Source organism: Pseudomonas sp. P4_D7, assembly GCF_056401755.1.
The window spans coordinates 1-23,197 of the sequence record NZ_JBFUIR010000019.1; the positions used below are offsets into that span (position 1 = coordinate 1).

Genomic DNA, 23,197 nt, shown 5'->3' on the forward strand with positions numbered 1-23,197 from the left:
CACCGAATGGGTTGACTGAAATGACGCCATATCGCGAGCAGGCTCACTCCTACAGGGGTTTAGCGTTTGTCCCTGAGAGTTACATCCAGCCACACTCCGCCATCGACAACGGCTCACCATCACCAACGATGAAGTGATCGAGTACCCGCACGTCAATCAACTCCAGTGCCTTTTGCAGGCGTTTGGTCAGCAGCCGATCTGCCTGACTGGGGTCAGTGTTCCCCGATGGATGGTTGTGGCACAGGATCAACGCAGCGGCGTTATTGGCCAAACATCGCTTCACAACCTCGCGTGGATGCACGCTGGTGTTGTCGATTGAGCCGCGAAACAGTATCTCGAAATTCAGTACTTGATGTTTGGAGTCGAGAAACAGGCAACCAAACACCTCATGCGGTTCGTGACGAAGCATCGATTTCAGATAATCGCGAACGACCTGAGGGTTTTCCAAGGCTGGTTTCTGCCGTGATTTCTCAGCCAGATGCCGCCTGTTCATTTCCTGAGCAGCTTGCAGTTGCGCAAACTTCGCCGGCCCGAGCCCCAATTGTTTGCTGAATTCGTCCTGATCGGCCTCAAGCAGCAAACGCAGGCTGCCGAATTGAGTCAACAGATTGCGCGCCAGATCCACAGCACTTAGTCCGGGCAATCCGGTGCGCAGAAAAATCGCCAGCAACTCAGCGTCTGAAAGGCTCGCTGCCCCGTGTTCCAACAACCTTTCCCGCGGACGTTCCGCCGCAGGCCAATCGCGAATACTCATAGCACTTCCCTGTCTGTGGGCGCCGCTGTTCCGTAGCGGTCGCTGTGATATCGTAGCCCATCTTTTTTGCGGGCGAATTCACCCTGGGGAGGGGGTTTCGCCACGTATGTCACCCACGAAATGAAAGGCAGACCTATGCAGCGGCTGTATCGGAAACGCATCGTGCTCGGCGTCGGCGGCGGCATCGCGGCCTACAAGAGCGCCGATCTGGTTCGTCGCCTGATCGATCAGGGTGCCGAAGTACGCGTGGTCATGACCCATGGCGGCGCCGAGTTCATCACCCCGCTGACCATGCAAGCGCTGTCCGGCCACCCGGTCCACCTCGACTTGCTCGACCCGGCTGCCGAAGCCGCGATGGGCCACATCGAGCTGGCGAAATGGGCCGATCTGGTACTGATCGCCCCGGCCACTGCCGACCTGATCGCCCGCCTGGCCCAAGGCATCGCCAACGATTTGCTGACCACCCTGGTGCTGGCCACCGACGCCGTTGTGGCAGTCGCGCCGGCAATGAATCAGGCGATGTGGCGTGATCCGGCGACCCAGGCCAACCTGCAACTCCTGGAAAGCCGTGGCCTGAAGACCTTCGGCCCGGCCTCGGGTAGCCAGGCCTGCGGCGACGTCGGCATGGGCCGCATGATGGAGGCCACCGACCTCGCACAATGCGCGGCGGACTGCTTCCAGCGCCAGGCGCTGACCGGCAAACACGTCGTCATCACCGCCGGCCCGACTCAGGAAAACATCGACCCGGTTCGCTACATCACCAACCACAGCTCCGGCAAAATGGGCTTCGCACTCGCTGAAGCCGCAGTTGAGGCCGGCGCCCGCGTCACGCTGATCAGCGGCCCGGTGCACCTCCCGACGCCGGATCGCGTCACGCGCATCGACGTGGTCAGCGCCCGCGATATGCTCGCGGCCTGTGAGTCGGCGATCCCGTGTGACGTGTTCATCGCCTCGGCGGCCGTTGCGGACTACCGCCCGGAAGTCGTCGCCCCGCAAAAACTCAAGAAAGATCCTATGAGCGGTGACGGCTTCGTCCTGCAAATGGTGCGTAACCCGGACATCCTGGCCACCATCGCGACCCGTCCCGACCGTCCGTTCAGTGTCGGTTTCGCCGCCGAGACCGAACACCTGCTCGACTACGCTGCACGCAAGCTGAAGGACAAGAATCTCGATTTGATCGTCGCCAACGACGTCGCCAACCCGAGCATCGGTTTCAACAGCGAAGAAAACGCCTGCAGCGTGATTGACCGTGCGCTGCACGCCACGGTTTTCGCCCAGACCAGCAAGAGCAAGATCGCTCGCCAACTGGTCACCTTTATCGCCGAACGTCTGAACCAGGTTTAATTTACATGCACGCTTTGCAAGCCAAGATCCTCGACCCACGCATCGGTACCGATTTCCCGCTGCCGCAATACGCCACCCCGGGTTCCGCCGGCCTCGACCTGCGCGCCATGCTGGATCAGGACATCGTGATCAAGCCGGGTGAAACCGTGCTGATCCCCACCGGTCTGTCGGTTTACATCGGCGACCCGAACCTCGCCGCGCTGATCCTGCCGCGCTCGGGCATGGGCCATAAGCACGGCATCGTGCTGGGCAACCTCGTCGGTTTGATCGACTCCGATTACCAGGGCCCGTTGATGGTGTCCTGCTGGAACCGTGGCCAGACCGATTTCACCATGACCGTCGGCGAACGTCTGGCGCAACTGGTGCTGGTACCGGTGGTACAGGCGCATTTCGAAATGGTTGAAGAGTTCGTCGAAACCGAACGCGGCACCGGCGGGTTTGGCCACACCGGCACCAAGTAACCGGAGTCATCTTCTGTAAGAGCTGCCGCAGGCTGCGATCTTTTGATTTTTAAGATCAAGATCAATAGATCGCAGCCTGCGGCAGCTCCTACAGGGGGAAGTTTCAGCAGATCAGCTGAAAGGTTTAACACCGAAAATCAAGGTTTTGCCGGCCGAAAGCCACGCCCGCCGAGGCGTCATGGCCCTTTCATACCACGAACTCTCCGTGGAAAACGCCGTCATACCCTTCAGTTTGAGCCTGCCGTCGAACGATTCGTCGGTCTGTCCCGCCACTTTCGAGATGGAGCATTTCCGTAGATGAGCACCCCAGCCAAGATCGCCCCGAAGCTGCCCGACAGCATTTTCCGCGCCTATGACATTCGCGGCACCGTGCCGGAATTCCTCAATGCCGAAACCGCTTACTGGATCGGCCGCGCCATCGGTTCGCAGAGCCTGGCCCAAGGTGAACCGAACGTTTCCGTCGGTCGCGACGGCCGCCTGTCCGGCCCGGAGCTGGTTGCAGAACTGATTCGCGGCATCGCCGAAAGCGGCTGCCACGTCAGCGATGTCGGCCTGGTGCCAACGCCCGCGCTGTACTACGCCGCCAACGTCCTGGCCGGCAAATCCGGGGTGATGCTCACCGGCAGCCACAACCCGTCGAACTACAACGGTTTCAAGATCGTCATCGCCGGCGACACCCTCGCCAACGAACAGATCCAGGCCCTGCACGAGCGCCTCAAGAGCAACAACTTGAGCAGCGGCACCGGCAGTGTCACTCAGGTCGAGATCCTCGACCGCTACAACACCGAAATCGTCCAGGACATCAAACTGGCACGGCGCCTGAAGGTCGTGGTCGACTGCGGCAACGGCGCGGCCGGTGTGATCGCCCCACAACTGATCGAAGCGCTGAATTGCGAAGTCATCCCGCTGTTCTGCGAGGTCGATGGCAACTTCCCCAACCACCACCCGGATCCGGGCAAGCCTGAGAACCTCGTCGACCTGATCGCCAAGGTCAAGGAAACCAACGCCGATATCGGCCTGGCTTTCGACGGCGACGGCGACCGCGTCGGTGTAGTGACCAACACCGGCAGCATCGTTTATCCCGACCGCCTGCTGATGCTGTTCGCCCGTGATGTGGTCGCGCGCAACCCGGACGCGGAAATCATCTTCGACGTCAAATGCACCCGTCGCCTGGTGCCGCTGATCAAGGAATACGGTGGTCGTCCGCTAATGTGGAAGACCGGTCATTCGTTGATCAAAAAGAAAATGAAACAATCCGGAGCGCTATTGGCCGGGGAAATGAGCGGGCACATCTTCTTCAAGGAGCGCTGGTTCGGTTTCGACGACGGTATCTACAGCGCCGCACGGCTGCTGGAGATCCTCAGCAAGGAAAAATCCACCGCGGAAGAGCTGTTTGCGACGTTCCCGAACGATATTTCTACGCCGGAAATCAATATCCATGTGACCGAAGAGAGCAAATTCAGCATCATTGATGCACTGCACGACGCACAGTGGGGCGCAGGCGCTGACCTGACCACCATCGACGGCGTGCGAGTCGATTACGCCAAAGGCTGGGGCCTGGTGCGCGCGTCCAACACCACACCGGTGCTGGTGCTGCGCTTCGAGGCCGATGACGAGGCTGAATTGCAACGCATCAAGGATGTGTTCCACGCCCAACTGAAACGCGTTGCACCTGATCTCCAACTACCGTTCTGATCCACCCGGAGCCCTGAATGACCCTCGAACGCGAAGCCGCCGCCCATACCGCCCAGGTCCTGTCCGAAGCGTTGCCTTACATCCGACGTTATGTCGGCAAGACCCTGGTGATCAAATACGGCGGCAACGCGATGGAAAGCGAGGAGCTGAAAACCGGCTTTGCGCGCGACATCGTCTTGATGAAAGCCGTGGGCATCAACCCGGTCGTGGTTCACGGTGGCGGCCCGCAGATCGGCGATCTGCTCAAGCGTCTGTCGATCGAAAGCCACTTCGTCGATGGCATGCGCGTCACCGACGCCGCGACCATGGATGTGGTCGAAATGGTCCTTGGCGGCCAGGTCAACAAAAGCATCGTCAACCTGATCAACCGTCACGGCGGCAGCGCCATCGGCCTGACCGGTAAAGACGCCGGGCTGATTCGTGCGAAGAAGCTCACCGTCACCCGTCAGACGCCGGAGATGACTCAACCGGAAATCATCGACATCGGTCAGGTCGGCGAAGTGGTCGGGATCAACACCGAACTGCTGAACCTGCTGGTCAAAGGCAACTTCATCCCGGTGATCGCGCCGATCGGCGTGGGTGAGAACGGCGAGTCGTACAACATCAACGCGGATCTGGTGGCTGGTAAAGTCGCCGAGGCACTGAAAGCCGAGAAGCTGATGTTGCTGACCAATATTGCCGGCCTGATGGACAAGTCGGGCACCGTGTTGACCGGCCTGAGCACGCAGCAGGTCGACGACCTGATCGCCGACGGCACTATCTACGGCGGTATGCTGCCGAAGATCCGTTGTGCACTGGAAGCGGTTCAGGGCGGCGTGGGCAGCTCGCTGATCATCGACGGCCGCGTGCCGAACGCGATCCTGCTGGAAATCTTCACCGACACCGGTGTGGGCACGCTGATCAGCAATCGCAAGCGCCCATAAGCGCTGACGTAAACAAAAAGACCCCGCTCAGCCTGGCTGAGCGGGGTCTTTTTTTGCACCACATTCCCTGTGAGAGCGAGCCTGCTCGCGAAAGCGGTCTCTGCATCACATCAATGTTAAATGTGAAGCCCTCTTCGCGAGCAGGCTCGCTCCCACAGTGCTCTGCGGTTAAACGCCGAACTGGGCGCGATAGGCTTCCACGGCGGGCAGGTGTTGCTTGAGCTGCGGATCATCGGCAAGGAATTCCAGCACCTGATTCAGCGAAACAATGCTGATCACCGGGATACCGAAATCACGCTCGACTTCTTGAATGGCCGACAATTCACCGTTGCCACGTTCCTGACGGTTCAGCGCAATCAGCACGCCCGCAGCCTTGGCACCGTCCTGGGAAGCGATGATCTGCATCACTTCGCGGATTGCTGTACCGGCCGTGATTACGTCATCAATGATCAGCACATCGCCAGTCAGTGGCGCGCCGACCAGACTACCGCCCTCGCCGTGGGCCTTGGCTTCCTTGCGGTTGAAGCACCACGGCAGATCACGGTCGTGGTGCTCGGCCAGTGCCACAGCGGTGGTTGCCGCCAACGGGATGCCTTTGTAGGCCGGGCCAAACAGAACGTCGAAGGGAATGCCGCTCTCAGCGATGGCTGCCGCGTAGAAACGCCCCAGCTGCGCCAGGGCCGAACCCGAGTTGAACAGGCCGGCATTGAAGAAGTAAGGACTGGTGCGCCCGGACTTCAGGGTGAACTCACCGAAGCGCAAAACGCCGCGATCGATGGCAAAACGAATGAAATCGCGCTGATACGCTTGCATGAAAAAAACCCCAAATACCACGGATTTAGCTAATTAGCTTGACGCCGTGTATCATACACGCACGCGATTTTTGGGGCCATTTATGCGGATCATCAGTGTGAACGTCAATGGTATTCAGGCTGCAGTCGAGCGTGGTTTGCTCAGTTGGCTGCAAGCACAGAATGCCGACGTCATCTGCCTGCAGGACACCCGTGCCTCCGCCTTTGAACTGGATGACCCAGCCTTCCAACTGGATGGCTACTTCCTTTATGCCTGCGATGCTGAAGTCCCTGCCCAAGGCGGCGTGGCTTTGTATTCGCGGTTGCAACCGAAGGCTGTCATCAGCGGTCTCGGTTTCGAGACGGCCGACCGCTACGGGCGCTACCTGCAAGCAGATTTCGACAAAGTCAGTATTGCCACCTTGCTGCTTCCTTCGGGGATGAACGGCGATGAGGACTTGAACCAGAAGTTCAAGCTCATGGACGACTTCGGCAAGTACCTGGACAAACAGCGGCGCAAACGTCGCGAGTACATTTATTGTGGCTCGCTGTACGTGGCGCAGCAGAAGCTCGACATCAAGAACTGGCGCGACAGCCAGCAATCCCCGGGCTTCCTGGCGCCAGAACGCGCCTGGATGGACGAGATTGTCGGCAACATGGGCTATGTCGATGCCCTGCGCGAAGTCAGCCGCGAAGGCGACCAGTACAGCTGGTGGCCGGACAACGAACAGGCCGAGATGCTCAATCTCGGCTGGCGTTTCGATTACCAGATCCTGACCCCGGGCCTGCGGCGCTTCGTGCGCAGTGCTCGCCTGCCGCGTCAGCCACGGTTCTCGCAGCACGCACCGCTGATCGTCGACTACGACTGGACGCTGACCATCTAAGCGCCTTTTCGCAGTTAAAAATGCCCGTATCGCAAGATACGGGCATTTTTTGTGCCTCACAGTGCAGCAGATTCGAACTCAGACTGCCGCGAAGAACGGTAAGGCCAGATACAGCTTGATCACGATGACATTGATAATGTCGATGAAGAACGCTCCAACCATCGGCACCACCAGAAACGCGATCTGCGAGGGGCCATAGCGCTGCGTCACGGCCTGCATGTTGGCAATGGCAGTCGGCGTGGCACCCAGGCCAAAACCGCAGTGCCCTGCCGCCAGCACGGCCGCGTCGTAGTTGCGCCCCATCATCCGGAATGTCACGAAAATCGCGAACAACGCCATGACCAGCGCCTGCACTGCCAGGATGATGAAGATGGGCAGCGCCAATGCTGCCAGATCCCACAGTTTGAGCGACATCAGGGCAATCGCCAGAAACAGCGACAAGCTGACATTGCCCAGCACCGACACCTCACGCTCGAACACCTGATACAGACCCAACGCCGAAAGCCCGTTGCGCAAGACCACGCCAACAAACAGAACACAAACGAACGTCGGCAACTCGAATGCGGTGCCCTGCAGCAGGCCGTTCAACAGATTGCCCGCCAGCAAACTGACCGCGATCAGGGCGAGTGTTTCTATAAACGAAAACGGGGTAATCGAGCGTTCTTTGTTTGGTTGCTCGAAGCCTTTCGGCAACCGCAGCGGCGCATCCGGACTCTGACAACCGGGCACCTGCACTCGCTTGATGAGCAAGCGCGCGACTGGTCCGCCGATCAAACCACCCAGCACCAGGCCAAACGTCGCGGAAGCCATCGCCAGCTCCGACGCAGATGCCAGACCGTATTTCTCACTGAATACCGTACCCCACGCAGCCCCAGTGCCGTGACCGCCCGCCAAGGTGATCGATCCGGTCAGCAGTCCCATCAATGGATCGAGCCCGAGCATTGTTGCCAGCCCGATCCCCATCGCATTCTGCACTACCAACAATCCGGTGACTGCCAATAGAAATATCCCGACAACGCGCCCGCCTTTCTTCAAGCTGGCAAAGTCTGCACTTAGACCAATGGTGGCAAAAAAGGCCAGCATCAAAGGTGTCTGCAGCGAAGTATCGAAACGAATTTCAATATTGAGCGTTCGCAGCAGCAACAAGATCAAGGCAACTACCAGGCCACCCGCGACAGGTTCGGGAATGTTGTAACTGCGCATGAAACCAACACGCATAACGAGCCCACGCCCAAGTAGAAGCACTAAGGAAGCGGCGACAAGTGTTCCGTAAAAATCAAGCTGAATCATTGGGATTATTCTTGGCTAGATATTCAGAGGCGAGCTGTTTACCTGCACGCGCCTCATGAACCGGCTGATTGTCTCAACACTGATTACTCGGAAATTCAATAGCCTTCGATGGCTTGAATATATCTTAATATTTCAGGAGAAATATTATCCGAGCAACTTTAACAATCGTCGCCTTTGATTCCAAGGCCATGAATCCTAACTAAGCCGATGCAGTTGTGACTAAAAGTGTATATACAGAAAGAGTATCGACCGATCATCGCGATCAGATCATTCCTACCCATAATAACGATTAATTTTGTTGCATTAATAAAATGCCCTGACAGGTCAGGGCATTTGTTTTAAAACTTTTCGAGCGCCTTATTTGATCAGCCGCCAGGTAAACGGATATCGGTAAGGAAAACCTTCATTGGCCTTCACACCGGCGATGATGGTCAATACCAGCGCACCAATGGCCAGTATCCCCAACAGGAAGAACCCGATGATCAGCACCATCAGCAGGAAACAGATCAACGAGGCGATGGCGACGGTGATCTGAAAATTCAGCGCCTCCTTGCCTTGAGCGTCGATGAACGGGTCCGTTTCGCGCTTCATCTGCCAGAGGATCAACGGCCCGATCAGATTGCCGAACGGGATCCAGATCCCCAGCAAGGCGGACAAGTGACAAAACATCGCCCACTGGCGAACCTCCTGGCTCGGTTTGGGCAGCAATTCTTGTTCGTCACTCATCGCGTCCTCCTTGCGGTTATGAACCTGCTCAGTCGGCCAGTGCAGCCTTTTGCAGTTCGAAGATTTCGTTCATGCCTTGCTTGGCCAGTTCCAGCATGGCGTTCAAGTCTTCAGGCTGGAACGGCGCGCCTTCAGCCGTGCCCTGCACCTCGATGAAGCCACCGGTGCTGGTCATCACCACGTTGAGGTCAGTCTCGGCGGCGGAATCTTCAAGATAGTCCAGATCCAGCACGGCCTCGCCCTGATACATGCCGACCGACACGGCACCGATCATCTGCTTGAGCGGATCGCCACCCTTCAGGCCGCCACGCTTCTTGATTACTTTCAGTGCATCAACCAGTGCAACCATGGCGCCGGTGATCGAAGCCGTGCGAGTACCACCGTCGGCCTGAATCACGTCGCAGTCGACGTACAGGGTCACATCGCCCAGCTTGGACATGTCCAGCGCAGCGCGCAGGGAACGGCCGATCAGGCGCTGGATTTCCAGGGTGCGACCGCCCTGCTTGCCACGGCTCGCTTCACGCTGGTTACGCTCGCCAGTGGCGCGCGGCAGCATGCCGTATTCGGCAGTCAACCAGCCTTGGCCCTGACCCTTGAGGAAACGCGGCACGCCGTTTTCGACGCTGACGGTGCAGATGACTTTGGTATCACCGAATTCGACCAGTACGGATCCCTCGGCGTGTTTGGTGTAGTTGCGGGTAATGCGGATCGAGCGGAGCTGATCGGCAGCGCGACCACTTGGACGTTTCATAGGGAATACCTGTACTGGGGACGGAAAACTGCCGAGCATTATAGAGCGCTGCACCGCGCGTGGGCACTCGTTAAAAATCCAGCCCGACGATCGAAGGCCCTGAAACACCCGTTACCGACGGGATGCAGCCCTTTGTCACACCGTGTGTTTGGGCGCATTCGCCGCACTGCGCTACAATCCTGCGCCTTTGCTGCCAGTCGGCTTAAATTCATACATATCGCGCCTGCGGAACACAGGTTTCGCGCCGATCTGCATTTGCGAGGTCACCGCCATGGTGCACAGCATGACCGCCTTCGCCCGCGTCGAAAAAGCCGGCGCACAGGGCACCCTGAGCTGGGAACTGCGCTCGGTGAACAGCCGCTATCTGGAACCGCACCTGCGCCTGCCGGAGTCGTTTCGCGACCTCGAAGGCGCGGTGCGTGAAGCGCTGCGTCAGGGCCTGTCGCGGGGCAAACTGGAATGCACCCTGCGTTTCACCGAAGAAAGCACCGGCAAAACCCTGCAAGTCGATCGCGAGCGCGCCGCGCAGCTGGTCGCAGCGGCTGAGACCGTGGCTGGCCTGATCAAGAACCCTGCCGCACTCAACCCGCTGGAAGTGCTGGCCTGGCCCGGCGTACTGGTGGGCGATGCGAGCGACCCGCAGGCGCTGAATGCCGACGCACTGGCGCTGTTCAATCAAGGCCTGAAAGAGTTGAAGGCCGGCCGCGAGCGCGAAGGCGCGGAGCTGGCACGCCTGATCAACGAGCGTCTGACCTCCATTGAAGAAGACGTGGTGACCCTGCGTGAACTGGTGCCGCAGATGCTCGCGACCCAGCGCCAGAAAGTCCTCGATCGCTTCGCCGACATGAAGGCCGAGCTGGATCCGCAGCGTCTCGAACAGGAAATGGTCATCCTCGCGCAAAAGAGCGACGTGGCCGAAGAACTGGATCGCCTGAGCACCCACATCATCGAAGTTCGCCGGGTGCTCAAGTCCGGCGGTGCCGCCGGTCGGCGCCTGGACTTCCTGATGCAGGAACTCAACCGCGAAGCCAACACACTGGGCTCCAAGGCCTTCGACCCGCGCAGCACCCAAGCCGCCGTCAACCTCAAGGTGTTGATCGAGCAGATGCGCGAACAAGTGCAGAATATTGAGTAAGGCTACCCCGACATGACCCACAGCACCGGCACCCTGTACATCATTTCCGCGCCATCGGGCGCGGGCAAGAGCAGTCTGGTCAAGGCCTTGACCGATGCCATACCGGAAATTCGCGTTTCGGTTTCCCACACCACCCGCGCCATGCGTCCGGGTGAAGTGGACGGCGTGAACTATCACTTCGTGACCCGCGAAGAGTTCGTGAAGATGGGCGAGCATGGCGACTTCCTCGAACGCGCCGAAGTCTTCGGCAACTTCTACGGCACCTCGCAAAGCCGCCTGCAGCAGACGCTGGACGAAGGTCACGACCTGATTCTGGAAATCGACTGGCAAGGCGCCGAGCAAGTACGCAAGCTGATGCCGCAAGCACGCTCGATCTTTATCCTGCCGCCGTCGCTTCAGGCCCTGCACCAACGCCTGACCAATCGCGGTCAGGACAGCGACGAGATCATTGACGGGCGGATGCGCGAAGCGGTCAGCGAGATGAGTCACTATGTCGAATACGACTACCTGATCATCAACGACGATTTTGCTCACGCACTGGACGATCTGAAGGCGATTTTCCGCGCCAATCAACTCCAGCAGAAACGCCAGCAAGTACGTTTCGGCAAATTGCTGGCCGAATTGCTCGGATAATCAGCACTTCCCAAAACAGCTGCAAGCGCTTTACATTGGTGCTTGCAGCGCGTTGAAGGGCTTGGTCAAAAAATCAGCGCTTCCCTAATCGCTGGTGATTTTTTAAACTGTTGAGTCCGCTCGCCCAACCGGGCAGCGCGCATATTGCATTCGCTCCGAGGAATACCATGGCCCGCGTAACCGTTGAAGACTGCCTAGAACACGTGGAAAACCGCTTTGAGCTGGTCATGCTCTCTACCAAGCGTGCCCGTCAACTGGCCACCGGCGGCAAAGAGCCATTGGTCCAGTGGGAAAACGACAAGCCGACTGTTGTCGCACTGCGTGAAATCGCTGAAGGCCTGATGAGCTACGCGTTCATCGCCGAGCAGGAAATCGTCCAGGATGAGCCGCTGTTTGCAGCGTTCGAGGACGAGTCCAACGAGGCCGTCTAAGCCTATGCCTGGTCGACGTAGCACGGCGCGGGATCACAGCTTACGGCAGGAATCATCATGCCGAGCATAGACGCCCTCGCCGATCGCTTATCGACCTACCTCGGCAACGACCAGGTCAACCTGGTCCGCCGAGCGTATTTCTACGCCGAACAAGCCCATGACGGTCAACGCCGTCGCAGCGGCGAGGCGTACGTCACGCATCCTCTTGCCGTGGCCAATATTCTTGCCGACATGCACATGGACCATCAGAGCCTGATGGCGGCGATGCTGCATGACGTGATCGAAGACACCGGTATCGCCAAAGAAGCGCTGCAAGCGCAGTTCGGTGAAACCGTGGCCGAACTGGTCGACGGGGTCAGCAAACTGACCCAGATGAATTTCGAGACCAAGGCCGAAGCCCAAGCCGAAAACTTCCAGAAAATGGCCATGGCCATGGCGCGCGACATTCGCGTGATCCTGGTCAAACTCGCCGACCGCCTGCACAACATGCGCACGCTGGAAGTGCTGTCCGGCGAAAAGCGCCGACGCATCGCCAAGGAAACCCTGGAAATCTACGCGCCCATCGCCAACCGGCTGGGCATGCATGCCATTCGTATCGAATTTGAAGACCTTGGCTTCAAGGCCATGCACCCGATGCGTTCCGCGCGGATCTACCAAGCGGTCAAACGCGCCCGGGGCAACCGCAAGGAAATCGTCAACAAAATCGAAGAATCCCTTGGCCATTGCCTCGCCATCGACGGCATCCAGGGCGAAGTCAGCGGTCGGCAGAAACACCTCTACGGCATCTACAAGAAAATGCGCGGCAAGCGTCGGGCCTTTAACGAGATCATGGACGTCTATGCGTTCCGGATCATCGTCGACAAGGTCGATACCTGCTACCGCGTGCTGGGTGCTGTGCATAATTTGTACAAACCGTTGCCAGGGCGCTTCAAGGATTACATCGCGATTCCCAAGGCCAACGGCTATCAGTCGCTGCACACCACGCTGTTCGGCATGCACGGCGTACCGATCGAGATCCAGATCCGCACCCGCGAAATGGAAGAGATGGCCAACAACGGCATCGCCGCCCATTGGCTGTACAAATCCAGCGGTGACGAACAGCCGAAAGGCACTCACGCCCGCGCCCGCCAGTGGGTCAAAGGCGTGCTGGAAATGCAGCAACGTGCCGGCAACTCGCTGGAATTCATCGAGAGTGTGAAGATCGACCTGTTCCCGGACGAGGTCTACGTGTTCACACCCAAAGGCCGGATCATGGAGCTGCCGAAAGGCTCCACGGCAGTCGACTTTGCCTACGCGGTACACACCGACGTCGGCAACAGCTGCATTGCCTGCCGGATCAACCGTCGACTCGCACCGCTGTCCGAACCGCTGCAAAGCGGCTCCACGGTCGAGATCGTCAGCGCACCCGGCGCCCGACCGAATCCGGCGTGGCTCAACTTCGTGGTCACGGGCAAGGCGCGCACGCACATCCGTCATGCGCTGAAACTGCAACGTCGCTCGGAGTCCATCAGCCTCGGCGAACGCTTGCTGAACAAAGTGCTCAACGGTTTCGACAGCGCGCTGGAAAAGATCCCGGCCGAACGCGTCAAAGCCATGCTCACCGAGTACCGCCTCGAACTGATCGAAGACCTGCTCGAAGACATTGGCCTGGGCAACCGCATGGCCTACGTGGTCGCCCGCCGCCTGCTTGGCGAAGGCGAACAGTTGCCAAGCCCGGAAGGCCCGCTGGCGATTCGCGGTACCGAAGGTCTGGTGCTGAGCTACGCCAAGTGCTGCACGCCGATCCCGGGCGACCCGATTGTCGGGCACCTGTCGGCGGGCAAAGGCATGGTCGTGCACCTGGACAACTGCCGCAACATCAGTGAAATCCGGCACAACCCGGAAAAATGTATCCAGCTCTCCTGGGCCAAGGATGTCACCGGCGAATTCAACGTCGAACTGCGCGTCGAGCTGGAACACCAGCGCGGCCTGATCGCCCTGCTGGCCAGCAGCGTCAACGCAGCCGACGGCAATATCGAGAAAATCAGCATGGACGAGCGCGATGGTCGCATCAGCGTGGTCCAGTTGGTGGTCAGCGTTCACGACCGTGTGCACCTGGCCCGCGTGATCAAGAAACTGCGCGCCTTGACCGGGGTGATCCGCATTACCCGCATGCGTGCATAACCTGCCTATTACAAGGAGTCATATATGACCAAAACCGTAATCACCAGCGACAAGGCCCCGGCCGCCATCGGTACTTACTCCCAGGCGATCAAGGCAGGCAACACCGTTTACATGTCGGGCCAGATTCCTCTGGACCCAAAAACCATGGAACTGGTTGAAGGCTTCGAAGCCCAGACCGTCCAGGTGTTCGAGAACCTCAAAGCCGTGGCTGAAGCCGCTGGCGGTTCGTTCAAGGACATCGTCAAACTGAACATCTTCCTCACCGACCTGAGCCACTTCGCCAAGGTCAACGAGATCATGGGCAAGTACTTCGACCAGCCATACCCGGCCCGCGCCGCCATCGGCGTAGCTGCCCTGCCAAAGGGTTCGCAGGTTGAAATGGATGCCATTCTGGTCATCGAGTGATGCGCACGGCGCGGCCTTCAAACGCCGCGCCGACTGCTGCAAGAAAAGGTTTTGAAAGGATTCCACCATGCGCAAAGCGCTAGCTCTCCCGCTGCTCGCCATTTTCCTCGGCGGCTGCGCCAGCAACCCTGCCGACCGTGACATCAGCGGCACCTGGATCAACCAGGTGGCGATCGATGCCGCAGCCAAGGGCGGCCCCCTGCGCGAAGCGCTTCAGGCTTACGGCCCGAACCTTGAGTGGGACGTCAACACCAAGGCCGGTCAGGCCCGCTACACCAACGGTTTTGAGAACGTCGAAGGACGGCTACTGGGTGAGAAATCCGGCGCCTGGAAAGTCGACTTCTATGGCAGCTCCGCCAGCGAGCTGAAACGCGACGGCGGGCAACTGCAGCAAGCCGCCAGCGAGAACGAACCCGAGCAGCTTTTCGACCGTGCGCAGATTCCGGTGCCGGAAGGTGCGCCGATCGGCGCCAGTTTCGAACGTGCGCTGTATTCCGCCTACATGGGCGGCAGCTGGACAATCGCCAGTGGTCAGGGCGAAGGCAGCACCGTGCAGTTCCAGGCTGACGGCCAGGTTTCCGGTTTGCCGGGCGCCGACCGTTATGCCTTGTGCCTGGCGGGCGATTGCGCGTCGATGAGCAGCACCAACGACAACATGTGGTTACAGCTCAACGGTCAGGGCAATGCCTACATCTTTGCGCGCAAGGGCAAGGAACTGGAGATTTTCCAGGCGGTGAACACCGCGCTGGCGGATGAAATGCCGCAATACACGCCGGGCGAGCGTAAGTGGTTGCTGGAGAAGCAGTAATCCGGACCACAATCCGCTGAGATCCCCTGTAGGAGTGAGCCTGCTCGCGATAGCGGTGTAACAGTCAGCATAAGTGTTGAATGTCGGTAACTTGGGTACGCTGGCGTCCAGCCCAACGCTTTCGCCCGGGCATTGCTGCATCGCTTGCTGCCCGTGCGCCGAACGCTGGCGTCTTCCGCCCATTCGGTAACGCCCAGATATTCACGCAACCAGCCCACCACTTCGGCCAACGGTGCCGGTGCATCGTCCACGCCGATGTAGAAATCCTCCAGCTTCACGCCCTGCCGATCCTTCTCCAGCAGAAACGCCAGCAATCCCGCCGCGTCGTCAGCGTGAATCCGGTTGCCATACAGCGGCGGCTCCACCGCGACGCGATAACCGCGACGCACCTGAGTCAGCAGCCATTCGCGACCCGGGCCGTAAATCCCGGTCAGGCGCAGGATGCTCGCAGCGATTCCACTGTTTAGAGCCACCTGCTCTGCTTCGAGCATCAGTCGCCCGGAATAACCCGCAGCGACCGTCGCGGATGCCTCGTCAACCCACTCGCCATCCTGCTGACCGTAGACACTGCTGCTGGATACGAACAGCAGCCGCTCAGGCACTTGCCCGTAATCGTCCAGCCAGCTCAGGACATTCTGCAAACCCTGCACATAAGCCGCGCGATAACCGGCCTCATCGTGATCAGTCGCTGCAGCGCAATACACCAGATAGTCCACGGCACCCACCGGCCAGGTCGCCGGGCAGTCTTCGTTGAACAGGTCGCCGGCAACGCCGATCACCCCAGCAGGCAGCTTCGAAACATCCCGGCGCAGGCCGTGAACTTCCCAACCAGCCGCCAGCAATTGCCTGGCCAGACGACTGCCGACATCACCACAACCGGCAATCAAAACAGAAGGCGCGGACATCAAAAAACTCCTATCGGAAAGACACAGACTAGCGCTGGCAAAGGACGGGCGGCTAGCAATGAAGGAAAAAAAGATACTCTATTACTTTTGTTAACAAGAATTACTTGCAATAATGCACCTCACTTTTGTTCTCGGCCTCACGAGGCCTGGAAGAGCATCAACGTTTTTCTATCTCAGGTCCGGCCAGCATGACACGCAATCAAATCCCCGCTTCGCCAACCAATCGACCTCGCGCCTGGAGCGCGCTGGCGGCTCTGCTGCTCAGCATGATGCTGGCACCGACCGCCGCGTTCGCCGACGCACAAGCGCCAGCAGCCCCGGCCGCGACCGAACAGCACGCACCGGCCGCCAACGCGCCTGCCGCTGCTCCCGCTGCCACTGATCCAGTGCAAGCGGTAGACGCTGCCGACGTACCTGAAGTTCTCGAAGCGGACAACAGCCTGGGCATGGCCCACGACCTGTCGCCGTGGGGCATGTACCAGAACGCCGACATCATCGTGAAAATCGTGATGATCGGTCTGGCCATCGCTTCGATCATCACCTGGACCATCTGGATCGCCAAAGGCTTCGAGCTGATGGGCGCCAAACGTCGTCTGCGTGGCGAAATCGCCGCTCTGAAAAAAGCCACCACCCTTAAAGAAGCCAGCGCCACCGCCGGCAAGGAAGGCACCCTCGCCAACCTGTTGGTGCACGACGCCCTCGAAGAGATGCGCTTGTCGGTCAACAGCCGCGAGAAAGAAGGCATCAAGGAACGCGTGAGCTTCCGCCTCGAGCGTCTGGTAGCGGCCTGCGGTCGCAACATGAGCAGCGGCACCGGCGTCCTCGCCACCATCGGTTCCACCGCGCCGTTCGTCGGCCTGTTCGGTACCGTGTGGGGGATCATGAACTCCTTCATCGGCATCGCCAAAACCCAGACCACCAACCTTGCTGTCGTAGCGCCCGGTATTGCTGAAGCGCTGCTGGCCACTGCATTGGGTCTGGTTGCGGCGATTCCTGCGGTAGTGATCTACAACGTCTTCGCCCGTTCCATCGCCGGTTACAAGGCGCAGGTTTCCGACGCGTCGGCAGAAGTTCTGCTGCTGGTCAGCCGCGACCTCGATCACCAGCCTGAGCGCAGCTCGCAACCGCACATGGTGAAAGTGGGGTAATCGGCCATGGGCCTGCATTTGAAAGAAGGCGCAGACGACGATCTGGCCGAGAACCACGAAATCAACGTCACGCCGTTCATCGACGTGATGCTGGTGCTGTTGATCATCTTCATGGTGGCCGCTCCGTTGGCCACCGTGGACATCAAAGTCGACCTGCCGGCCTCGACCGCCAAACCGGCGCCAAGGCCAGAGAAGCCGGTGTTCCTCAGCGTCAAAGCTGACCAGCGCCTGTACATCGGCGACGACGAAGTGAAAGCCGAAACCCTTGGCGCCGTGCTCGACGCCAAGACTCAGGGCAAGAAAGACACCACTATCTTCTTCCAGGCTGATAAAGGCGTGGATTACGGCGACCTGATGAGCGTGATGGACAAGCTACGCTCCGCCGGTTACCTGAAGGTCGGCCTGGTCGGACTTGAGACGGCAGCCAAGAAATGATCACGACGCGCCATAAGCTGACGCGTTACAGCGGTAGCCTGGCCGTGGTGCTGGGCGTGCATGCGCTGGCCATCGCGCTGGCACTGAACTGGACCGCCCGCCCGCCCATCGAATTGCCCCCACAGGCAATGATGGTCGAGCTGGCCCCGGTTCCAGCCCCGCCACCGCCTGCTCCGCCGAAAGTCGTCACACCGCCGCAGCCACCGGCTCCGGTTGAAGAGTTGCCGATTCCGAAGTTGGCCGAAGCACCGAAAGCTGAAATCGCGGTGCAGAAACCCAAGCCGAAGCCAAAGCCTAAACCGCCGAAGCCGGTCGAGAAGAAGCTGCCTGATCCACCGAAGGAAAAACCTTCCGAGGAGAAACCGGCCGATACACTACCGACCCCGGCACCGACGGAGAAATCCGCTGCACCGGCGCCCGGCCCCTCGCCGGCACAGTTGGCAGCCAAGGCCAGTTGGCAAGGCACTCTGCTTGCGCATTTGGCCAAGTACAAGAAGTACCCGCAAAGTGCACAGGCACGGGGCAAGGAAGGCTTGAACCGCCTGCGTTTTGTAGTCGATGCCGAAGGCAACGTGTTGTCGTTTGAACTGGTGGGCCGCTCAGGCAACGCCGATCTGGACCGGGCTACCCTGGAAATGATCCGTCGTGCGCAGCCGCTGCCCAAGCCACCGGCCGACATGTTGACCAATGGCTCGATCGAAATTGTGGCGCCGTTTGTGTACTCCCTCGAACGCCGCCGCTAAGCAACACCGCAATACCCTGTGGAGCGAGCCTGCTCGCGAAGAGGTCGTGTCAGTCAGCACATGCTTGTCTGACCCACCGCTTTCGCGAGCAGGCTCGCTCCCACATGGGTTATGAGTCGACCGTTAAATCAAGAGAGAGGCACCGAAAGGTGCCTTTTGCATATCTGGCAACGGCAAACCGACATTGCCCGGTGTCGCATTCCACACTCAGTCTGATAACGTGCGTCTATCGATTGCAGCCGGTATGCTTGGCCCGCATCTTCATGGACGCTTGCTATGACCCTCACAGAATTACGCTACATCGTTACCCTCGCCCAAGAGCAGCATTTCGGCCACGCCGCCGAACGTTGCCACGTCAGCCAGCCGACCCTGTCGGTGGGCGTGAAAAAGCTTGAAGACGAACTCGGTGTGCTGATTTTCGAGCGCAGCAAAAGCGCCGTGCGCCTGACCCCGGTCGGCGAAGGCATCGTCGCCCAGGCGCAGAAAGTCCTCGAGCAAGCGCAAGGCATCCGCGAACTGGCCCAGGCCGGCAAGAACCAGCTGACCGCACCGCTGAAAGTCGGCGCGATCTACACCGTCGGCCCGTACCTGTTCCCGCACCTGATTCCGCAACTGCACCGGGTCGCCCCGCAGATGCCGTTGTACATCGAAGAAAACTTCACCCACGTGCTGCGCGACAAACTGCGCAACGGCGAGCTCGACGCGATCATCATCGCCCTGCCGTTCAACGAAGCCGACGTGCTGACCCTGCCGCTCTACGACGAGCCGTTCTACGTCCTGATGCCGGCGCAGCACCCGTGGACGCAAAAAGAAACCATCGACGCCGGCCTGCTCAACGACAAGAGCCTGCTGCTGCTCGGCGAAGGCCACTGCTTCCGCGACCAAGTGCTGGAAGCCTGCCCGACCCTGACCAAGGGCAACGATGGCGCCAAGCACACCACGGTTGAATCCAGCTCGCTGGAAACCATCCGCCACATGGTCGCGTCCGGTCTGGGCATCTCGATCCTGCCGTTGTCGGCGGTCGACAGCCATCACTACGCCCCGGGCGTGATCGAAGTGCGCCCACTGTCGCCGCCGGTGCCGTTCCGCACCGTGGCCATTGCCTGGCGCGCGAGCTTCCCACGGCCAAAAGCCATCGAGATCCTCGCCGACTCCATTCGCCTGTGTTCGGTGGCCAAGCCAGCGGCACCGGTTACAGCCGGTTAAGCGAGCGTCATGACGGAGCTGTCGCAAGTGTCGGTGACGGCACTCAAGGGTGTCGGCGAAGCCATGGCCGAGAAATTGGCCAAGGTCGGTCTGGAGAATCTTCAGGACGTGCTGTTTCACCTGCCGCTGCGTTATCAGGATCGCACCCGCGTAGTGCCGATCGGCGCTCTGCGGCCGGGGCAGGACGCCGTGGTCGAAGGCACCGTCAGCGGCGCCGATGTGGTCATGGGCCGACGCCGCAGCCTGGTCGTACGCCTGCAGGACGGCACTGGCGGACTCAGCCTGCGCTTCTACCATTTCAGCAACGCACAGAAAGAAGGCCTCAAACGCGGCACGCGGGTTCGCTGCTACGGCGAAGCCCGGCCCGGTGCGTCCGGCCTGGAAATCTACCACCCGGAATATCGCGCCATTACCGGTGACGAACCGCCGCCCGTGGATGAAACCCTGACCCCGGTCTATCCGCTCACCGAAGGCCTGACCCAAGCACGTCTGCGTCAGTTGTGCATGCAAACGCTGACCATGCTCAAGCCAGACACCCTGCCCGACTGGTTGCCGACCGAGCTGGCGCGCGACTATCAACTGGCGCCGCTGGCCGATGCGATCCGCTACCTGCACAACCCGCCCGCCGACGCCGACGTCGACGAACTCGCCCTCGGTCATCACTGGGCGCAACATCGCCTCGCTTTCGAAGAACTGCTGACCCATCAACTGTCGCAACAGCGTCTGCGCGAAAGCATGCGTTCGCTGCGCGCGCCAGCGATGCCGAAAGCGACGAAGCTGCCGCCGAAATATCTGGCCAACCTCGGCTTCAACCCGACCGGCGCGCAACAGCGTGTCGGCAACGAAATCGCCTACGACCTCAGCCAGCACGAACCGATGCTGCGGCTGATTCAGGGCGACGTCGGCGCGGGCAAAACCGTGGTCGCCGCCCTTGCGGCACTGCAAGCGCTGGAGGCCGGTTATCAAGTCGCGCTGATGGCGCCAACCGAGATCCTCGCCGAACAGCACTTCATCACCTTCAAGCGCTGGCTCGAACCGCTGGGCATAGACGTCGCTTGGCTGGCCGGCAAGCTCAAGGGCAAGAACCGCGTCGCCGCGCTGGAGCAGATCGCCAGCGGCACGCCGATGGTGGTCGGTACCCACGCGCTGTTCCAGGACGAAGTGCAGTTCAAGAACCTCGCGCTGGTGATCATCGACGAACAGCATCGCTTCGGCGTGCAGCAACGTCTGGCGCTGCGACAGAAAGGCGTCGGTGGGCGCATGTGCCCGCACCAACTGATCATGACTGCCACGCCGATTCCGCGGACGCTGGCGATGAGTGCCTACGCCGACCTCGACACCTCGATCCTCGACGAACTGCCGCCCGGGCGCACCCCGGTCAACACCGTGCTGGTCACCGACACCCGCCGCGTCGAAGTCATCGAACGCGTGCGCGGTGCCTGCGCCGAAGGCCGTCAGGCCTATTGGGTATGCACGCTGATTGAAGAATCCGAAGAGCTGACCTGTCAGGCCGCCGAAACCACGTTTGAAGACCTCACTCTTGCCCTCGGCGAACTGAAAGTCGGGCTGATTCACGGGCGCATGAAACCCGTCGAGAAGGCCGCCGTCATGGCCGAATTCAAGGCCGGTAACCTGCAACTGCTGGTCGCGACCACCGTGATCGAAGTCGGCGTCGACGTACCCAACGCCAGCCTGATGATCATCGAAAACCCCGAGCGCCTCGGCCTCGCGCAACTGCACCAGTTGCGCGGCCGCGTTGGCCGGGGCAGCGCCGCCAGCCATTGCGTGCTGCTCTACCATCCGCCGCTGTCACAGATCGGACGCCAGCGCCTGGGCATCATGCGCGAGACCAACGACGGCTTCGTCATCGCCGAAAAAGACCTCGAACTGCGCGGTCCCGGCGAAATGCTCGGCACCCGCCAGACCGGCCTGCTGCAATTCAAGGTCGCCGACCTGATGCGCGACGCCGACCTGCTGCCCGCCGTCCGCGACGCCGCGCAAGCCTTGCTGGAACGCTGGCCAACCCACGTCAGCCCATTACTCGATCGCTGGCTGCGCCACGGGCAGCAATACGGCCAAGTGTGAGCACCGTCGCAGTTTCTGACAGATCGTTCTGATCAAGCTGGTTATACTCCTGCCATTGTTTCAAAAACGGATACAGACCATGACCGAAGCCGCTCTCGCCCCCGAATCCCCGCACGCGCCGTCTGTCATTCGGCTGCTGCTAGGCAAGCTGGGCATCGCCTACGAAGAAGTGCTCGACCACCACGGCCTCAATGCATCGCGCAAGGTACAAGCCGTGTTGCTGGACGACGCCGTCGGCGCGCTGATGGTGCTGTTTCCACAGAGCCAATTGCTCGACCTCAATCGCCTCGCCGAACTGACGGGCCGGCGCCTCACCGCTGTGTCGACCGAGCGCTTGGAAAAGATGCTCGGCAAACACAGCCTGAGCCTGTTGCCGGGCCTGCCGGCGCTGACCAGTTCGCCATGCCTCTACGAAGAAAGCCTGCTGCGCGAACCGAAGTTGCTGATCAACTCCGGTGAGCCGGGCCTGCTGCTGGAAATCGCCAGCGAAGACTTCAAGACCATGCTGACCAAGGCCAGCGCCGCCAACTTCGGCGAAGCGCTGAGCAGCATCCGTCCGAACCTCGACCGCCCGGACGATGACCGCGAGGAAATCACCCAGGCCGTGCAAGCGTTCACCGCGCGGCGCATTCAGCAACGTCTGGAAGCGACCATCGAGATTCCGCCGCTGGCCGAAACCGCACAAAAAATCATCAAACTGCGCGTCGACCCCAACGCCACCATCGACGACATCACCGGCGTGGTTGAAACCGACCCGGCGCTGGCCGCGCAAGTGGTGAGCTGGGCGGCGTCGCCGTACTACGCCTCGCCGGGCAAGATTCGTTCGGTGGAAGACGCGATCGTCCGCGTGCTCGGCTTCGATCTGGTGATCAACCTTGCGCTGGGCCTGGCCCTCGGCAAGACCCTGAGCCTGCCCAAAGACCACCCGCAACACACCACGCCGTACTGGCAGCAGTCGATCTACACCGCCGCCGTCATCGAAGGCCTGACCCGCGCCATGCCGCGCGCCCAGCGCCCGGAAGCYGGCCTGACGTATCTGGCCGGTCTGCTGCACAACTTCGGTTACCTGCTGCTGGCCCACGTCTTTCCGCCGCACTTCTCGCTGATCTGCCGCCACCTGGAGGTCAACCCGCACCTGTGCCACAGCTACATCGAGCAACACCTGCTCGGTATCAGCCGTGAACAGATCGGCTCGTGGCTGATGCGCTACTGGGACATGCCCGATGAACTGGCCACCGCTCTGCGCTTCCAGCACGACCCAAGCTACGACGGCGCTTATGCTGAATACCCGAACCTCGTTTGCCTGGCTGTGCGCCTGCTGCGCAGCCGCGGGATTGGCTCCGGTCCGGATGAAGACATCCCCGACGCGCTGCTTGAGCGTGTGGGCCTGACCCGCGACAAGGCCAATGACGTGGTTAGCAAAGTGCTTGAGGCTGAAGTGCTGCTGCGCGAACTGGCTTCGCAGTTCAGCCAGGCCTGAA

Annotated in this window: 21 protein-coding genes and 2 pseudogenes; 17 read left to right on the top strand and 6 right to left on the bottom strand. The window is 60.3% G+C overall.

Translation table 11 applies throughout. The features are described from left to right. Positions 1-79: 79 nt before the first annotated feature. Complete coding sequence (gene radC / locus AC1DVF_RS14475) at positions 80-754, bottom strand: RadC family protein (RefSeq protein ID WP_093429665.1); 675 nt, start codon at positions 752-754, stop codon at positions 80-82. 135 nt (positions 755-889) lie between these two features. Between radC and coaBC the strand changes: the two genes are divergently transcribed. The 4 genes and pseudogenes from coaBC (at position 890) to argB (ending at position 5,177) form a co-directional block, all read left to right on the top strand. Beyond that, positions 890-2,098, top strand: coding sequence for a bifunctional phosphopantothenoylcysteine decarboxylase/phosphopantothenate--cysteine ligase CoaBC (gene coaBC / locus AC1DVF_RS14480; protein WP_477782675.1), 1,209 nt, complete (start codon positions 890-892; stop codon positions 2,096-2,098). 5 nt (positions 2,099-2,103) lie between these two features. Continuing rightward, on the top strand, positions 2,104-2,559 hold the full coding sequence (gene dut, locus AC1DVF_RS14485) for a dUTP diphosphatase (protein ID WP_038359240.1): 456 nt from the start codon (positions 2,104-2,106) through the stop codon (positions 2,557-2,559). Positions 2,560-2,877: 318 nt separating this feature from the next. Beyond that, a pseudogene (locus AC1DVF_RS14490) lies at positions 2,878-4,254 on the top strand (phosphomannomutase/phosphoglucomutase); the annotation flags it as partial. 17 nt (positions 4,255-4,271) lie between these two features. After that, positions 4,272-5,177 carry an acetylglutamate kinase gene (argB, locus tag AC1DVF_RS14495; RefSeq protein ID WP_003229488.1) on the top strand — a complete coding sequence of 302 codons (906 nt, stop codon included), beginning with the start codon at positions 4,272-4,274 and terminating at the stop codon, positions 5,175-5,177. Between the two features lie 168 nt (positions 5,178-5,345). Here argB and pyrE read toward each other — a convergent pair whose 3' ends face one another. Beyond that, positions 5,346-5,990: an orotate phosphoribosyltransferase gene (gene pyrE, locus AC1DVF_RS14500; protein ID WP_008078597.1), complete on the bottom strand. Its 645-nt coding sequence runs from the start codon at positions 5,988-5,990 to the stop codon at positions 5,346-5,348. Positions 5,991-6,072: 82 nt separating this feature from the next. Here pyrE and AC1DVF_RS14505 point away from each other — a divergent pair, with 82 nt between their 5' ends. After that, positions 6,073-6,852 (top strand): exodeoxyribonuclease III, encoded by a 780-nt coding sequence (locus AC1DVF_RS14505; protein WP_007920349.1) that lies wholly within the window; start codon positions 6,073-6,075, stop codon positions 6,850-6,852. Positions 6,853-6,930: 78 nt separating this feature from the next. Here AC1DVF_RS14505 and gltS read toward each other — a convergent pair whose 3' ends face one another. From gltS to rph, 3 genes are all read right to left on the bottom strand, one after another. Beyond that, a complete protein-coding gene (gene gltS, locus AC1DVF_RS14510; RefSeq protein WP_093429662.1) occupies positions 6,931-8,142 on the bottom strand; it encodes a sodium/glutamate symporter in 1,212 nt (403 codons plus the stop codon). A gap of 357 nt (positions 8,143-8,499) precedes the next feature. Next, positions 8,500-8,868 (bottom strand): DUF4870 domain-containing protein, encoded by a 369-nt coding sequence (locus tag AC1DVF_RS14515; protein ID WP_007920344.1) that lies wholly within the window; start codon positions 8,866-8,868, stop codon positions 8,500-8,502. A gap of 28 nt (positions 8,869-8,896) precedes the next feature. After that, complete coding sequence (gene rph / locus AC1DVF_RS14520; RefSeq protein WP_016985814.1) at positions 8,897-9,619, bottom strand: ribonuclease PH; 723 nt, start codon at positions 9,617-9,619, stop codon at positions 8,897-8,899. Positions 9,620-9,890: 271 nt separating this feature from the next. Here rph and AC1DVF_RS14525 point away from each other — a divergent pair, with 271 nt between their 5' ends. From AC1DVF_RS14525 to AC1DVF_RS14550, 6 genes are all read left to right on the top strand, one after another. Then, positions 9,891-10,754, top strand: a complete 864-nt coding sequence (locus AC1DVF_RS14525; RefSeq protein WP_093429970.1) for a YicC/YloC family endoribonuclease — start codon at positions 9,891-9,893, stop codon at positions 10,752-10,754. 12 nt (positions 10,755-10,766) lie between these two features. After that, entirely contained in the window at positions 10,767-11,387 is a 621-nt protein-coding gene (gene gmk / locus AC1DVF_RS14530) for a guanylate kinase (RefSeq protein WP_008078609.1), read from the top strand. Between the two features lie 167 nt (positions 11,388-11,554). After that, positions 11,555-11,818 (top strand): DNA-directed RNA polymerase subunit omega, encoded by a 264-nt coding sequence (rpoZ, locus tag AC1DVF_RS14535; RefSeq protein ID WP_477782651.1) that lies wholly within the window; start codon positions 11,555-11,557, stop codon positions 11,816-11,818. 57 nt (positions 11,819-11,875) lie between these two features. Then, positions 11,876-13,981, top strand: a complete 2,106-nt coding sequence (spoT, locus tag AC1DVF_RS14540) for a bifunctional GTP diphosphokinase/guanosine-3',5'-bis pyrophosphate 3'-pyrophosphohydrolase (RefSeq protein WP_064589822.1) — start codon at positions 11,876-11,878, stop codon at positions 13,979-13,981. Positions 13,982-14,005: 24 nt separating this feature from the next. Next, positions 14,006-14,386: a RidA family protein gene (locus AC1DVF_RS14545; RefSeq protein WP_003229509.1), complete on the top strand. Its 381-nt coding sequence runs from the start codon at positions 14,006-14,008 to the stop codon at positions 14,384-14,386. A 67-nt stretch (positions 14,387-14,453) separates the two neighbouring features. Further along, a complete protein-coding gene (locus tag AC1DVF_RS14550; protein WP_099757516.1) occupies positions 14,454-15,194 on the top strand; it encodes a putative periplasmic lipoprotein in 741 nt (246 codons plus the stop codon). A gap of 83 nt (positions 15,195-15,277) precedes the next feature. On the opposite strand, the pseudogene AC1DVF_RS14555 reads toward AC1DVF_RS14550, so the two are convergent. Further along, a pseudogene (locus AC1DVF_RS14555) lies at positions 15,278-16,099 on the bottom strand (SDR family oxidoreductase); the annotation flags it as partial. A gap of 188 nt (positions 16,100-16,287) precedes the next feature. Here AC1DVF_RS14555 and exbB point away from each other — a divergent pair. From exbB to AC1DVF_RS14585, 6 genes are all read left to right on the top strand, one after another. Further along, positions 16,288-17,247, top strand: coding sequence for a tonB-system energizer ExbB (gene exbB / locus AC1DVF_RS14560; protein ID WP_099757518.1), 960 nt, complete (start codon positions 16,288-16,290; stop codon positions 17,245-17,247). Between the two features lie 6 nt (positions 17,248-17,253). Beyond that, positions 17,254-17,682 (top strand): TonB system transport protein ExbD, encoded by a 429-nt coding sequence (exbD, locus tag AC1DVF_RS14565; protein ID WP_007920333.1) that lies wholly within the window; start codon positions 17,254-17,256, stop codon positions 17,680-17,682. Next, positions 17,679-18,425, top strand: coding sequence for an energy transducer TonB family protein (locus AC1DVF_RS14570; RefSeq protein ID WP_477782652.1), 747 nt, complete (start codon positions 17,679-17,681; stop codon positions 18,423-18,425). The genes exbD and AC1DVF_RS14570 overlap by 4 nt, the downstream gene beginning before the upstream one ends. A 276-nt stretch (positions 18,426-18,701) precedes the next feature. After that, positions 18,702-19,631 (top strand): hydrogen peroxide-inducible genes activator, encoded by a 930-nt coding sequence (locus tag AC1DVF_RS14575; RefSeq protein ID WP_007920331.1) that lies wholly within the window; start codon positions 18,702-18,704, stop codon positions 19,629-19,631. A 9-nt stretch (positions 19,632-19,640) separates the two neighbouring features. Beyond that, a complete protein-coding gene (recG, locus tag AC1DVF_RS14580; protein WP_116254237.1) occupies positions 19,641-21,716 on the top strand; it encodes an ATP-dependent DNA helicase RecG in 2,076 nt (691 codons plus the stop codon). 79 nt (positions 21,717-21,795) lie between these two features. Continuing rightward, the gene (locus tag AC1DVF_RS14585) at positions 21,796-23,196 is read left to right on the top strand and encodes an aminoacyl-tRNA deacylase and HDOD domain-containing protein (protein ID WP_016985804.1); all 1,401 of its coding nucleotides are present in this window, start codon (positions 21,796-21,798) and stop codon (positions 23,194-23,196) included. Position 23,197 lies beyond the last annotated feature (1 nt).

Bases quoted from the DNA above. Each gene is read 5' to 3' on its own strand.
- radC (WP_093429665.1), bottom strand. From the start codon at position 754: ATGAGTATTCGCGATTGGCCTGCGGCGGAACGTCCGCGGGAAAGGTTG.
- coaBC (WP_477782675.1), top strand. From the start codon at position 890: ATGCAGCGGCTGTATCGGAAACGCATCGTGCTCGGCGTCGGCGGCGGC.
- dut (WP_038359240.1), top strand. From the start codon at position 2,104: ATGCACGCTTTGCAAGCCAAGATCCTCGACCCACGCATCGGTACCGAT.
- argB (WP_003229488.1), top strand. From the start codon at position 4,272: ATGACCCTCGAACGCGAAGCCGCCGCCCATACCGCCCAGGTCCTGTCC.
- pyrE (WP_008078597.1), bottom strand. From the start codon at position 5,990: ATGCAAGCGTATCAGCGCGATTTCATTCGTTTTGCCATCGATCGCGGC.
- AC1DVF_RS14505 (WP_007920349.1), top strand. From the start codon at position 6,073: ATGCGGATCATCAGTGTGAACGTCAATGGTATTCAGGCTGCAGTCGAG.
- gltS (WP_093429662.1), bottom strand. From the start codon at position 8,142: ATGATTCAGCTTGATTTTTACGGAACACTTGTCGCCGCTTCCTTAGTG.
- AC1DVF_RS14515 (WP_007920344.1), bottom strand. From the start codon at position 8,868: ATGAGTGACGAACAAGAATTGCTGCCCAAACCGAGCCAGGAGGTTCGC.
- rph (WP_016985814.1), bottom strand. From the start codon at position 9,619: ATGAAACGTCCAAGTGGTCGCGCTGCCGATCAGCTCCGCTCGATCCGC.
- AC1DVF_RS14525 (WP_093429970.1), top strand. From the start codon at position 9,891: ATGGTGCACAGCATGACCGCCTTCGCCCGCGTCGAAAAAGCCGGCGCA.
- gmk (WP_008078609.1), top strand. From the start codon at position 10,767: ATGACCCACAGCACCGGCACCCTGTACATCATTTCCGCGCCATCGGGC.
- rpoZ (WP_477782651.1), top strand. From the start codon at position 11,555: ATGGCCCGCGTAACCGTTGAAGACTGCCTAGAACACGTGGAAAACCGC.
- spoT (WP_064589822.1), top strand. From the start codon at position 11,876: ATGCCGAGCATAGACGCCCTCGCCGATCGCTTATCGACCTACCTCGGC.
- AC1DVF_RS14545 (WP_003229509.1), top strand. From the start codon at position 14,006: ATGACCAAAACCGTAATCACCAGCGACAAGGCCCCGGCCGCCATCGGT.
- AC1DVF_RS14550 (WP_099757516.1), top strand. From the start codon at position 14,454: ATGCGCAAAGCGCTAGCTCTCCCGCTGCTCGCCATTTTCCTCGGCGGC.
- exbB (WP_099757518.1), top strand. From the start codon at position 16,288: ATGACACGCAATCAAATCCCCGCTTCGCCAACCAATCGACCTCGCGCC.
- exbD (WP_007920333.1), top strand. From the start codon at position 17,254: ATGGGCCTGCATTTGAAAGAAGGCGCAGACGACGATCTGGCCGAGAAC.
- AC1DVF_RS14570 (WP_477782652.1), top strand. From the start codon at position 17,679: ATGATCACGACGCGCCATAAGCTGACGCGTTACAGCGGTAGCCTGGCC.
- AC1DVF_RS14575 (WP_007920331.1), top strand. From the start codon at position 18,702: ATGACCCTCACAGAATTACGCTACATCGTTACCCTCGCCCAAGAGCAG.
- recG (WP_116254237.1), top strand. From the start codon at position 19,641: ATGACGGAGCTGTCGCAAGTGTCGGTGACGGCACTCAAGGGTGTCGGC.